The organism is Flavobacterium dankookense (assembly GCF_004362665.1).
GTDB lineage: Bacteria > Bacteroidota > Bacteroidia > Flavobacteriales > Flavobacteriaceae > Flavobacterium > Flavobacterium dankookense.
In genome coordinates this window covers 275,689-287,718 of record NZ_SNXR01000012.1, presented here as the reverse complement: position 1 = coordinate 287,718, position 12,030 = coordinate 275,689, and the positions used below count along the sequence as shown (strand labels likewise).

At 31.7% G+C, this 12,030-nt stretch carries 14 protein-coding genes and 1 tRNA gene; 10 read left to right on the top strand and 5 right to left on the bottom strand.

Features of this window, described 5'->3' with window-relative positions:
• Positions 1 to 138: 138 nt before the first annotated feature.
• Together BC748_RS05420 and BC748_RS05415 are read right to left on the bottom strand one after the other, a co-directional pair.
• Entirely contained in the window at positions 139 to 1,251 is a 1,113-nt protein-coding gene (locus tag BC748_RS05420) for a helix-turn-helix domain-containing protein (RefSeq protein WP_133532450.1), read from the bottom strand.
• 8 nt (positions 1,252 to 1,259) lie between these two features.
• Positions 1,260 to 2,465 (bottom strand): helix-turn-helix domain-containing protein, encoded by a 1,206-nt coding sequence (locus BC748_RS05415; RefSeq protein WP_133532449.1) that lies wholly within the window; start codon positions 2,463 to 2,465, stop codon positions 1,260 to 1,262.
• Between the two features lie 104 nt (positions 2,466 to 2,569).
• On the opposite strand from BC748_RS05415, the gene dusB reads away from it, so the two are divergent.
• Positions 2,570 to 3,562, top strand: a complete 993-nt coding sequence (gene dusB / locus BC748_RS05410; RefSeq protein ID WP_133532448.1) for a tRNA dihydrouridine synthase DusB — start codon at positions 2,570 to 2,572, stop codon at positions 3,560 to 3,562.
• Here the strand turns inward: dusB and BC748_RS05405 are convergent.
• Both BC748_RS05405 and rbfA read right to left on the bottom strand, forming a co-directional pair.
• The gene (locus BC748_RS05405) at positions 3,559 to 4,758 is read right to left on the bottom strand and encodes an ABC transporter permease (RefSeq protein WP_133532447.1); all 1,200 of its coding nucleotides are present in this window, start codon (positions 4,756 to 4,758) and stop codon (positions 3,559 to 3,561) included. The two genes, dusB and BC748_RS05405, sit on opposite strands and share 4 nt — an antisense overlap.
• Before the next feature lies 1 nt (position 4,759).
• On the bottom strand, positions 4,760 to 5,152 hold the full coding sequence (rbfA, locus tag BC748_RS05400) for a 30S ribosome-binding factor RbfA (protein WP_133532446.1): 393 nt from the start codon (positions 5,150 to 5,152) through the stop codon (positions 4,760 to 4,762).
• Positions 5,153 to 5,358: 206 nt separating this feature from the next.
• Between rbfA and mce the strand changes: the two genes are divergently transcribed.
• The 3 genes from mce (at position 5,359) to BC748_RS05385 (ending at position 6,326) form a co-directional block, all read left to right on the top strand.
• Complete coding sequence (gene mce / locus BC748_RS05395; protein WP_133532445.1) at positions 5,359 to 5,766, top strand: methylmalonyl-CoA epimerase; 408 nt, start codon at positions 5,359 to 5,361, stop codon at positions 5,764 to 5,766.
• A gap of 44 nt (positions 5,767 to 5,810) precedes the next feature.
• Positions 5,811 to 5,884 (top strand) — tRNA-Ile (locus BC748_RS05390).
• A 220-nt stretch (positions 5,885 to 6,104) separates the two neighbouring features.
• On the top strand, positions 6,105 to 6,326 hold the full coding sequence (locus BC748_RS05385; RefSeq protein ID WP_133532444.1) for a hypothetical protein: 222 nt from the start codon (positions 6,105 to 6,107) through the stop codon (positions 6,324 to 6,326).
• Between the two features lie 15 nt (positions 6,327 to 6,341).
• On the opposite strand, the gene BC748_RS05380 is transcribed toward BC748_RS05385, so the two are convergent.
• Positions 6,342 to 6,932 (bottom strand): riboflavin synthase, encoded by a 591-nt coding sequence (locus tag BC748_RS05380; RefSeq protein WP_133532443.1) that lies wholly within the window; start codon positions 6,930 to 6,932, stop codon positions 6,342 to 6,344.
• Between the two features lie 60 nt (positions 6,933 to 6,992).
• Between BC748_RS05380 and pdxA the strand changes: the two genes are divergently transcribed.
• The 6 genes from pdxA (at position 6,993) to accC (ending at position 11,965) form a co-directional block, all read left to right on the top strand.
• Positions 6,993 to 8,039 carry a 4-hydroxythreonine-4-phosphate dehydrogenase PdxA gene (gene pdxA / locus BC748_RS05375; protein WP_133532442.1) on the top strand — a complete coding sequence of 349 codons (1,047 nt, stop codon included), beginning with the start codon at positions 6,993 to 6,995 and terminating at the stop codon, positions 8,037 to 8,039.
• Between the two features lie 86 nt (positions 8,040 to 8,125).
• Positions 8,126 to 8,668: a YceD family protein gene (locus tag BC748_RS05370; protein WP_133532441.1), complete on the top strand. Its 543-nt coding sequence runs from the start codon at positions 8,126 to 8,128 to the stop codon at positions 8,666 to 8,668.
• A 9-nt stretch (positions 8,669 to 8,677) separates the two neighbouring features.
• A complete protein-coding gene (gene rpmF, locus BC748_RS05365) occupies positions 8,678 to 8,872 on the top strand; it encodes a 50S ribosomal protein L32 (protein WP_133532440.1) in 195 nt (64 codons plus the stop codon).
• Between the two features lie 157 nt (positions 8,873 to 9,029).
• Positions 9,030 to 10,028, top strand: coding sequence for a beta-ketoacyl-ACP synthase III (locus BC748_RS05360; protein WP_133532439.1), 999 nt, complete (start codon positions 9,030 to 9,032; stop codon positions 10,026 to 10,028).
• Positions 10,029 to 10,050: 22 nt separating this feature from the next.
• A complete protein-coding gene (accB, locus tag BC748_RS05355; RefSeq protein WP_133532438.1) occupies positions 10,051 to 10,527 on the top strand; it encodes an acetyl-CoA carboxylase biotin carboxyl carrier protein in 477 nt (158 codons plus the stop codon).
• Positions 10,528 to 10,618: 91 nt separating this feature from the next.
• Complete coding sequence (accC, locus tag BC748_RS05350; protein WP_133532437.1) at positions 10,619 to 11,965, top strand: acetyl-CoA carboxylase biotin carboxylase subunit; 1,347 nt, start codon at positions 10,619 to 10,621, stop codon at positions 11,963 to 11,965.
• The last annotated feature ends 65 nt before the right edge of the window (positions 11,966 to 12,030 follow it).

Sequence of the window (12,030 nt, the reverse complement as noted above, 5' to 3'; positions counted from 1 at the left end):
CAAATTGATTAAAAGTATAGATCACAAAATTTAAATTTGGAAATTCTTGAAACCAGTTATGTCGCAATTTTATTTTACACAAAACTGCAACATTATCACACTGAAAAGGTTTTAATTTATAATTTAGGACTAATTTTTTTAACTAGAATTAGCTTTTTTAAATTCATTTGGAGTTTGGTTGGTTAGTTTTTTAAATGTTGTATTGAAAACAGATTTCGAATTAAAACCAACTTCAAACCCAATACCTAAAATACTCAAATGATTGTTTTTTGAGTTTACTATCATTTTTTTGGCTTCTTCTACTCGATATCGATTTACGAATTGATTAAAATTTTCGCCACTATATTCATTTATTATAAAAGACAAATTATGAGCAGAAACTGAGAGTTGATTTGCTAAACTAAAAAGCGAAAGATCTGAACTTAGAAATGGTTTTTCGGTTTCCATCAAGTGTAAAAGTGCTTCATATAACTTATAATCGTCATCAGATGCTTTACGTTTTTTCGAAGAATTATTCTTTTTCTCTTGTTTGATGATGGTTTTTATTTCTTTTTTAGAACTATCAGAAAAGGGGAAAATTTCCTTTTGCCTCATTGCGTTATATCCAATAAAAAGTAAACTAATAAGCAAAAGCGTATTAATCATAACAGCGCTTTGAGTAAAAATATATATTACAAAGAAAAATGAAAAACTAATGATGATATATAAAATATGTTTTAACCATTTTAAGTCAATTCCCTCGGTGTTAGAACTGAAATTTTTTATGTTTTGATTGTGTTTTTCAATTTCTTTAAAACATTGCCAGAAGTAGATTATAAATTGTGAAGGCAAAACGATATACATCAAAAACTGATTAAAATATAGTAAGAAACTTGAAGAAACTGTTTTGCTAATTACCATATTGCCGTTTACAATTTGTGTGGAGTTTTGTTCAAAAATGATAAAAAGCAACCCAAAAATGAAATGCAAAAAGTATATTGGTTTCCATTTTTTATTGGGTTTTATGTAATAAATAATGGTAAAATAAAAAATAGGAACAATACAATATCTTGAAAAAACATAAAATTTTACAGTAACAAAATCTAAATTATTATAATAAAGAAATTCATCAATATTCATTAAAAAAATACAAAAAATAAATAAGCTCAACCATCTATTTCCTGCTATGTTGTATTTATTTGGGTTCAAAAAAATTAAAAGAGCAATCAGTAAACTTGAGCCAGCAATTAAATTAACAAGTAGTTGATTCATGATTTATTTTAACTATTTAACAAATATTCTTTAGGTGTTTTTCCAGTATTTTTTTTGAACGCACGGTTAAAAGTGGCTTTGGAATTAAATCCACAGTCATAAGCAATTCCTAATAAAGTAGATTTTTTATGTTCGCCATTAGTAAAACTATTTTTTACAGCTTCAATTCTATAGTTGTTGATGCAATCATTAAAATTCATTTGAAAACCTTGATTAATGGTTTTGGAAATTATCGAAGCATTAGTTTCAAGTTTTTTTGCCAAATCAGTGAGCGTTAGTTCAGGATTTTGATAGAGTTTTTCTTCTTGAAGTAAGGTTTCAATTTTAGATTTCCAAAGGTTAATTTCTGGTGAATTTATTTCTTCAAATGTTTCGTGCTCAATATCAATTACAGCTTCTTCCGATACACTATTTGAAGATAGAAGATAAATCGGTTGGTTGTTGTTAAGAACCGATAATTTAAATGCAATTTTTGAAATAACAGCATTACTATAACCAGTAACAGCAATATAATACAACACAACAGAAAATATCAGAAAAAACCACCAAGTACCTTGATATGAGTCCAAAACTGGAAAAAATATACTCGCAATAGTAAAAGTCAATCGGATACAAATCATGCTCAAAAAAGCAAAAAGATAATTTCTAATCCATTTGAATAATAACTCATCAGCATTACTAGCAACGTGAACAATAAGATTTTTGTATTTGAAATAATATCTCAAACTCAAACCAAAATAAATGGTCATCGAAATAAAACCAGAGTATTGATACCAATTATCAAAATCTTTATCTGTCTGATCTTCGTAAAAATAATATCCTTTAAAAATAAATTTATCATAAATCCAAAAACTGAGCATCACAATTAAGTATAAAATGCCAGGTAAAAAATGTAAAAAATCTTTCTTTGTAAGTTTAAAAATTGGATTTAATAAACTTTGGGTGTAAAAAAAGATAATTGGTCCCAAAAAGAATAAATGCTGAAAAGGCAAGTAAAATAGAATATCTCTGTAGGGTTGATTATCATACCAACCTGCAAAACCAAGCATCCAAGGCGCAATAAACAAACTACATAAAAAGATGAAAAGACTTAACCAATAGTTAGATTTATTCTCAGTTCGCATGGCTTTTACTAACAATAAAACACTGTAAATTATCCCTTGTGTAAAGGAAATAAGTAAAAGCGAACTGTACGAGCCAAATTGAAAAAGCATGAAGAAGTTTTTGTAAAAATAAGTATTAATTGTATTGTGTTTGTTACTTCTATATTAATTTCATAACTAAATATTCTTAACTATCTTTGCAAAAAAAATGTCTTATGCCCAAAATTGGCAACATCATATTACCCGATTTTCCGCTTTTACTTGCGCCAATGGAAGACGTAAGCGATCCGCCGTTTCGCAGGTTGTGTAAACTTCACGGTGCCGATTTAATGTATTCTGAATTTATTTCTTCAGAAGGATTGATTCGTGATGCGGTAAAAAGCAAAATGAAACTAGACATTTTTGACTACGAACGTCCAGTTGGCATCCAAATTTTTGGTGGCGATGAAGAAGCAATGGAAATGTCGTCTCGAATTGTAGATGCTGTTCAACCCGATTTAGTAGACATTAATTTTGGTTGTCCAGTGAAAAAAGTGGTATGCAAAGGCGCAGGCGCAGGTGTTTTGAAAGATGTAGATTTGATGGTACGCTTGACCAAAGCCGTTATTAAAGGAACCAATCTTCCCGTAACGGTAAAAACACGTTTGGGTTGGGATGAAAATTCGATTAATATTGATGAAGTTGCCGAGCGTTTGCAAGATATTGGCGTTGCAGCCTTAACGGTTCATGCTAGAACTCGTGCCCAAATGTATAAAGGTCATTCCGATTGGACTCATATTGAACGCGTAAAAAACAATCCTAGAATTACAATGCCAATTTTTGGAAACGGCGATATCGATTCTCCAGAAAAAGCATTAGAATATAAAAATAAATTTGGCCTTGACGGAATGATGATTGGTCGTGCCGCAATTGGTTATCCATGGATTTTTAACGAAATAAAACATTATTTTAAAACAGGTGAACATTTACCAGCACCAACAATGATTGACCGTGTAGAAGCCGCAAGAAATCATTTAACTTGGTCAATGGACTGGAAAGGCGAACGCATTGGAATTGTAGAAATGCGCCGTCATTACACCAATTATTTTAAAGGAATTTCTAACTTTAAAGAACATCGTTTAAAATTAGTAACACTAGAAAATCCCGAAGAATTGTTCAAAGCCTTAGACGAAATTCAGGAAGTTTATGCTGATTATCAATTTGTTTAATTCAACAATTCTTTACTCACGCGACTACTAGCAATTACACTTGAAATAAAACCAAGTACAATAATCGTTAAGAAAACCAGCAAAACGTTTTTAAAACTAAAAACAACAGGATAAGCAAGTGTTTCGGTAATCATAACTAATTTAAATTGCTGTTGAACCAAAACGATAAGAATTCCCAAAACCAAACCTATTATTCCACCATAAACACTCAACAAACTACCTTGAAGTAAAAATATTTTCTTCAAATCTTTGATTTCAGCACCTAAATTAAATAGCGTTTTCAAATTACTTTTCTTATCCAAAATCATCATAATCAAAGCGCCAATCAAATTGAAAAGTGCAATAATGATTACTAAAGTAAATATCAAATACACTGCAATATTCTCGGTATTCAACATTTTGTATAACGTAGCATTTTGCTGTGCTCTATTTTTTACTTCAACTTTGTTCTGAAAAACAGCATTTATTTTTTCAACAACCTCGCTTTCATCAACTTCTGGTTTCAATTTTATCTCTAAAAAAGAAACTTGATCCGATTGGAACTCAAGCAATTCTTGGGCTAAAGCCAAATCACAAAAAACATATTTGCTGTCTAAATCTTCGCTAACAGCATAAATTCCAACAGGAATCAAAGTCGATTTATTAAATGCTTCCGATTCACTTTCAATAACACCTTTTCCTTTTTTTGGAACAAAAACTTCAAACGGATTATTAAAATCAAATAAACCAAGTGATAGTTTTTCCGAAATTCCATAACCAACAACCACTTGATAAGTGTCGTTTTTTAACCATTGTCCGTTAAAAAGATTTTTTGAAACTTCATTCGTTTGAATAAAACTAGCATCAACACCTTTCAAATAAGTAACTTGTTCTTTTCCATCAAAAAAGAAAAGTACACGTTCCTCAGCAACTTTACTAAAGGAAGCGATATCATTAATTTGTTTAAGTTGATTGTCTTGCTCAGCTGAAATAAAAAAGGATTTTCCTGTAATTGGGTTTACTTTTAAATCAGAATCAAACGTATTAGAAAACGACAAACTAAAATCTTTCAATCCACTAAAAACAGAAAGCACAACAAAAAGAGCCATTGTACCAACAATAATTCCAACCGAAGCAATTCCAGTAATAATATTGATAGCACTACTCTTGCTTTTGCTAAAAAGATACCGTTTGGCTATGTATAGCGAAAAATTCAACTTAAAATTTCTTGCGTTTTTCTAAAAGATCTCTATTTACAATCGGATTTTCTTTTCCAGACAAAGCATTATCAATTTTTTCAATATAATCTAATGAATCATCTATATAAAAAGCCAAATTAGGCACTTTTCTAAGCTGCAATTTTACCCTTTGAGACAAATCATGCTTAATCAAAGGCGCATTAGTTTTAACAGCTTCCAACAAATCCTTAGCCTTATCCTGTGGAAAAACACTCAAATACACTTTAGCAATACTCAAATCAGTCGTTACAATAACTTTTGACACTGAAATCACTAAATTGCTAATGCCATTTTTACGCACTTCACCTTGAAGAATATCCACCAAATCTTTTTGCAATACACTGCCAATTTTTTTCTGTCTGTTCGTTTCCATGCTGCAAAAATACACAAATTCTATCATCCTGAGCGTAGTCAAAATTAAGAAGCGAAACATTTGGACTATTTATAAGCCCTTTTCCCGCTTTCCGTTACAATAACTTTATCAAAGTTAAAAACTTTGATAAAGTTGATTTCCACTTTAATCGGGGCTAAAGAAAAGCCTTTTTAATTTTTGTTATCTTTGTTTCAATTCCAAACATTATGAAAAAAATAGAACATATTGGCATTGCCGTAAAAAACCTAGAAACCTCCAATTTACTTTTCGAAAAACTATTCGGAAATCCACCATATAAAGAAGAAGAAGTGGTAAGCGAAGGTGTAAAAACCTCATTCTTCATGAACGGACCAAATAAAATTGAACTTCTAGAAGCCACAAACCCAGAAAGTCCAATTGCAAAATTCTTAGAAAAAAAAGGCGAAGGAATTCACCACATTGCTTTTGACGTAGAAAACATTGTTGATGAAATCGCTAGATTAAAAAAAGAAGGATTCATAATTCTCAACGAAATTCCCAAAAAAGGAGCCGACAATAAATTAGTTGCCTTTCTTCATCCAAAAAGCACAAATGGCGTTCTAATTGAACTTTGTCAAGAAATCCAAGAAAAATAGTTGCATCGAATAAAAAATAGTAGTAATATTGCAACCTCAAAACTGGTCCTATAGCTCAGTTGGTTAGAGCACCTGACTCATAATCAGGTGGTCCTTGGTTCGAGCCCAAGTGGGACCACATTTTTAAAAAGACCTCATTTTGAGGTTTTTTTATTTAATAAAACCAGAATGCAAAAAAAAACGTTTATTATTTTATAGATATAAAATGTTTTTTTTAAATTAGAAATTTCTAATCTAGACAAAGGTTAAGTCCTTTTCTAGATTAAATTTGTATTAATTTTTAGATAAAACAAATAATTTATTTTGGAGATTAGATTTTTTTTATACTTTTACGCACTATGAGAATTGTCCCGAATAAAAATTTATTAGTTATTTCTGCATTTTTGTTGAGTTTTATCCCAACATTTGCTGACGAACCAGCGCCGCCGCCGCCAACTTTGCCGCCGCCGCCGCCAGGATTACCTATTGATAATAGTGTAATTATTCTTATTTTAATTTCTGTAATTTATGGATTTTATAAAATCGGAAAATCCAACGCAATAAAAAAAGCTTCAAATTAATTTGAAGCTTTTTTTTTATTTATGTAAAGAATTTAGCCTAGTTACATATTTACCAATAACATCAAATTCTAAGTTGACTTTTGAGCCAACTGAAAAGCTATTGAAATTAGTATGCTCATAAGTATATGGAATTATGGCAACACTAAATTGATTTTCCTTTGAATTTAAGACCGTTAAGCTAACACCATTAACAGTGACAGAACCTTTTTCAATAGTTATGTTGTTTAGTTTACAATCATATTCAAAAGTAAAATACCAACTACCATTAGCTTCTTCAATAGAAATACATTCTCCAGTTTGATCAACATGTCCTTGAACAATATGACCATCTAGTCTATCTCCAAGTCTCATGGCTCGTTCTAAATTAACAAAATCACCAACTTTCCATTGAGATAAATTTGTTTTAAGAATAGTTTCTTTAATGGCCGTAACCTTATATTCATCATTATTGATTGCAACAACCGTCAAGCAAACGCCATTATGCGCTACACTTTGGTCAATTTTCAATTCATCAGTTATTGATGAAGAAACTGTTATGTGAAGATTATCACCTTCTTTTTCAATATCCTTTATAATTCCGAGTGTTTCTATTATTCCTGTAAACATTGTAGTTTTATTTTACTAAATTTGCACCTCAAAATTAGCAATAAATAATTTGCCCTTCTTATGAAAAAAGCAGAAAATATAATTGTAGGTATTTCTATAGGAGATTTAAACGGAATTGGAAGTGAAATTATCCTAAAAACATTTGAAGACAGTCGAATGTTAGAACTTTGTACACCTGTAATTTTTGCTAACGTTAAAATTGTTTCTTTCATAAAAAAACACTTTGAACTTACCGCTCAACTTCATGGAATTGATAAATTAGAACAAATCGTTATTGGAAAAATAAATATTTTAAATGTTTGGCGTGAAGGTGTAGATATATCTTTTGGAAACAATAATGAAAACGCTGGAAAATACGCTATAAAATCATTTGTTGCTGCTACAAAAGCTTTGAAAGAAGGATTTATTGACGCTTTAGTTACTGCACCAATTAATAAATCCAACATTCAATCGGAGGAATTTAAATTTCCTGGACATACCGATTATTTAGACAAAGAATTAGATGGAAATGCCTTGATGTTAATGGTTCAAGACACACTGCGAGTAGGATTAATTACTGATCACATCCCAGTAAATGAAGTAGCGAAACATCTAACTGAAGATTTAATTACAAAAAAAATCGGCGTCATCCATAAAACATTAAGTCAAGATTTTAGTATAAACAAACCTAAAATTGCAGTGTTAGCACTAAATCCTCATGCCGGCGATAATGGTGTTATTGGCAATGAAGATGATAAAATTTTAAAACCTACCATTAAAAAAATATTTGAAAGCGGAAAATTAGTTTTTGGACCATTTCCTGCCGATGGTTTTTTTGGAAGTGGACAATATGAAAAATATGATGCGGTTATTGCAACCTATCATGACCAAGGATTAATTCCTTTTAAAACATTGTCCTTTGGAAACGGAGTAAATTATACTGCCGGATTAAATAAAATTAGAACTTCTCCTGATCATGGCACAGCATATGAAATTGCAGGAAAAGGAATTGCCGACAATAATTCGTTTAGAGAAGCCGTTTATTTGGCAATTGACATCTATAATTCACGATTAGAGCACGCAGAAATCAGTAAAAACCCCTTAAAAACAAAGGAAAAGCAATTATAAACAAAAAAATGTTGATAAGATTATTGGAATTGCAATAATTTTATATCTTTGCACTCCTGAATATTTGAAGGAAAATTGTTGTTGAGATGAAAAGTACCAATGAATATTTAATACCTTTTATAGGATTAAAATTAGGAAAGCATCAATTTGATTTTCAAATCAGTAAAAAGTTCTTTGATGAATTTGGTTTTGATGAATTTGAGCATTGCGATATAAAAGTCGCTGTTGTTTTAGATAAAAAAAACACCATGCTTGAAATCAACTTTAAACACAAAGGAACAGTTAATGTCCCTTGCGATTTGACAGGCGAATTTTTCGATTTACCAATAAAAGGAAGTCTAAAATTAGTTGTTCAATTTGGTGAAGAATTTAATAATGATAATGATGAACTATTAATTCTTCCACATGGTGAACATCAAATAGATTTGTCGCAATATATTTATGAAATAATTGCACTTTCTATACCTCAAAAAAGGGTTCATCCTGGTGTTAAAGATGGAACATTAAAATCGGATGCTTTAGACAAACTAAATGCAATTCAGGTAAAAGACGAAGAGGAAGAAAATAAAAAAGAAGAAAATATTGACCCACGTTGGGACAAATTAAAACAACTATTAACGGATAAATAATATAGTAAAATGGCACATCCTAAGAGAAAAATCTCCAAAACGAGAAGAGACAAAAGAAGAACTCACTATAAAGCAACTGCAGCTCAGATTGCAACTTGTCCTATAACAGGAGAAGCACATTTATACCACAGAGCTTACTGGCATGAAGGTAAAATGTATTACAGAGGACAAGTAGTTATTGATAAATCAGTAGCTGTTGCATAAGTAAAGTTTTTAAAGGACTAAACTCTCACTATGTGGGAGTTTTTTGTTTTACTTAATTTAAAAAAATATCCAAATCTAATTATACTAGATATAATTATTTTTTGTAATTTCCACAACTTTTCAATTTCATTAATTTGAAAAGAATTATACCATTTTTATGACTACAATTACAGCCGCAATTACCGCAGTTGGAGCCTATGTTCCAGAATTTGTACTCTCAAATCAAGTACTGGAAACTATGGTTGATACCAATGATGAATGGATTACCACTCGAACAGGAATCAAAGAAAGAAGACTTTTGAAAGAAAAAGGAAAAGGAACTTCTTTTATGGCAATCAAAGCTGCGCAAGATTTAATCGCTAAAGCTAACATTAACCCTGAAGAAATTGATTTAGTAATCATGGCAACTACAACGCCTGATATGCCAGTTGCTTCAACAGGAGTTTATGTAGCAAGTCAAATTGGAGCTATTAATGCTTTTTCTTACGATTTACAAGCTGCATGTTCAAGCTTTTTATATGGAATGTCAAGTGCCGCAGCTTATATTCAATCTGGAAGATATAAAAAAGTATTGCTGATTGGTGCAGATAAAATGTCATCAATTATTGATTATACGGATAGAGCAACGTGTATTATTTTTGGTGATGGTGCTGGAGCTGTTTTGTTTGAGCCAAATTACGAAGGTCTTGGACTACAAGATGAAATTTTAAAAAGTGACGGTATTGGTAGAGAATACCTTAAAATAGATGCTGGAGGTTCTATTCTTCCTCCATCAATTGAAACAGTAGAAAATAGACAACACTTTGTTTTTCAAGATGGTAAAACTGTTTTCAAATATGCTGTTTCTGGAATGGCTGATGTAAGCGCAAAAATAATGGAGCGAAATAATTTAACCAAAGATGACGTTAATTGGTTAATTGCTCACCAAGCTAATAAAAGAATTATTGATGCAACTGCCAATAGAATGGAACTAGATGAAGAAAAAGTATTGGTAAATATTCATCGATATGGCAATACAACATCTGCTACTTTACCATTGTTACTTCATGATTTTGAAGATAAACTAAAAAAAGGAGATAACTTAATATTTGCAGCATTTGGTGGCGGATTCACTTGGGGTTCGATTTATCTAAAATGGGCATACAACAAACAATAAAACTAATTTAAACTAACTAATTATGGATTTAAAAGAAATTCAAAACCTTATCAAATTTGTATCCAATTCTGGAGTTGCTGAAGTAAAGTTAGAAACTGGTGAAATAAAAATTACTATCAGAACAACTCTTGAAGGTAACTCACCTGATATCACTTATGTACAACAAGCGCCAATGCAACAAGCTATCCAAGCTCCTGTTGCGGCTCCAGCAGTTGCAGCACCTGCAGCACCAGTAGTTGCGGCAGATGATAATTCAAAATATATCACTATAAAATCGCCAATGATTGGAACTTTCTACCGCAAACCTTCACCAGACAAACCTGTTTTTGTAGAAGTTGGTAGTTCAATTCAAAAAGGTGATGTCCTTTGCGTAGTTGAAGCGATGAAATTATTCAACGAAATTGAAGCTGAAATTTCTGGTAAAATTGTTAAAATATTGGTTGATGATATGTCGCCAGTAGAATTTGATCAACCATTATTTTTAGTTGATCCATCATAAAAAGTTAGAAGTTAGAAGTTGGAAGTTAGAAGTTTTCTTTCTTCACAAATTGTCTAATTGACACATTGTCTAATTATCTAATTATAAAATTATGTTTAAAAAAATACTTATAGCCAATAGAGGTGAAATTGCACTTCGTGTGATTAGAACCTGTAAAGAAATGGGCATCAAAACCGTAGCGGTTTATTCAACAGCCGATTCGGAAAGTTTACATGTAAAATTTGCAGACGAAGCCGTTTGTATTGGTCCGCCGCCAAGTAATTTATCTTACTTGAAAATGTCGAACATTATTGCAGCTGCCGAAATCACTAATGCTGATGCAATTCATCCAGGTTATGGTTTCTTGTCTGAAAATGCAAAATTCTCTAAAATATGTCAGGAACATGGTATCAAGTTTATTGGTGCTTCTCCTGAAATGATTGACAGAATGGGTGACAAAGCTTCTGCAAAAGCTACAATGAAAGCTGCTGGAGTTCCTTGTGTTCCTGGATCAGAAGGGATTTTAGAGTCCTATGAACAAGCAGAAAAAATTGCTGATGAATTTGGTTATCCAGTAATGCTAAAAGCAACCGCTGGTGGTGGTGGAAAAGGAATGCGTGCCGTTTGGAAAAAAGAAGACTTATTAAAAGCATGGGAAAGTGCTCGTCAAGAATCTGCTGCCGCGTTTGGAAATGATGGGATGTATTTGGAAAAACTTATTGAAGAACCAAGACATATCGAAATTCAAGTGGTTGGTGATTCTTTTGGAAAAGCGTGTCACTTGTCTGAAAGAGATTGTTCTGTGCAACGACGTCATCAAAAATTGACAGAAGAAACGCCATCGCCTTTCATGACTGACGAATTGAGAACAAAAATGGGTGAAGCAGCAGTTAGAGCAGCTGAATTTATTAGTTATGAAGGTGCAGGAACTGTTGAGTTTCTTGTAGATAAACACCGTAATTTCTATTTTATGGAAATGAATACTCGTATTCAGGTGGAACATCCAATTACGGAACAAGTTATCGATTATGACTTAATTCGTGAGCAGATATTAGTTGCTGCTGGTGTGCCAATTTCGGGTAAAAATTATCTTCCACAGTTGCATTCAATCGAATGTAGAATTAATGCTGAAGATCCATATAATGATTTTAGACCTTCGCCAGGAAAGATTACTGTTTTACATTCGCCAGGTGGTCATGGTGTTCGTTTGGATACTCACGTATATGCTGGATATACTATTCCGCCAAATTATGACTCGATGATTGCTAAGTTGATTACAACAGCGCAAACAAGAGAAGAAGCCATTAATAAAATGAAACGTGCTTTGGATGAGTTTTATATTGAAGGAATTAAAACGACTATTCCATTCCACAGACAATTGATGGATGAACCAGATTATGTTGCTGGAAATTATACTACTAAGTTTATGGAAACGTTTAAAATGAACGATCCGGAATAAATAGAAAACCTCACTAATTAGTGAGGTTTTTGTTTTTTAGCCTATTTCTCTTTCTGATATTAACT

Excerpts from the sequence above, each read along its gene's own strand:
- BC748_RS05420 (WP_133532450.1), bottom strand. The coding sequence starts at position 1,251 with ATGAATCAACTACTTGTTAATTTAATTGCTGGCTCAAGTTTACTGATT.
- BC748_RS05415 (WP_133532449.1), bottom strand. The coding sequence starts at position 2,465 with ATGCTTTTTCAATTTGGCTCGTACAGTTCGCTTTTACTTATTTCCTTT.
- dusB (WP_133532448.1), top strand. The coding sequence starts at position 2,570 with ATGCCCAAAATTGGCAACATCATATTACCCGATTTTCCGCTTTTACTT.
- rbfA (WP_133532446.1), bottom strand. The coding sequence starts at position 5,152 with ATGGAAACGAACAGACAGAAAAAAATTGGCAGTGTATTGCAAAAAGAT.
- mce (WP_133532445.1), top strand. The coding sequence starts at position 5,359 with ATGAAAAAAATAGAACATATTGGCATTGCCGTAAAAAACCTAGAAACC.
- BC748_RS05385 (WP_133532444.1), top strand. The coding sequence starts at position 6,105 with ATGAGAATTGTCCCGAATAAAAATTTATTAGTTATTTCTGCATTTTTG.
- BC748_RS05380 (WP_133532443.1), bottom strand. The coding sequence starts at position 6,932 with ATGTTTACAGGAATAATAGAAACACTCGGAATTATAAAGGATATTGAA.
- pdxA (WP_133532442.1), top strand. The coding sequence starts at position 6,993 with ATGAAAAAAGCAGAAAATATAATTGTAGGTATTTCTATAGGAGATTTA.
- BC748_RS05370 (WP_133532441.1), top strand. The coding sequence starts at position 8,126 with ATGAAAAGTACCAATGAATATTTAATACCTTTTATAGGATTAAAATTA.
- rpmF (WP_133532440.1), top strand. The coding sequence starts at position 8,678 with ATGGCACATCCTAAGAGAAAAATCTCCAAAACGAGAAGAGACAAAAGA.
- BC748_RS05360 (WP_133532439.1), top strand. The coding sequence starts at position 9,030 with ATGACTACAATTACAGCCGCAATTACCGCAGTTGGAGCCTATGTTCCA.
- accB (WP_133532438.1), top strand. The coding sequence starts at position 10,051 with ATGGATTTAAAAGAAATTCAAAACCTTATCAAATTTGTATCCAATTCT.
- accC (WP_133532437.1), top strand. The coding sequence starts at position 10,619 with ATGTTTAAAAAAATACTTATAGCCAATAGAGGTGAAATTGCACTTCGT.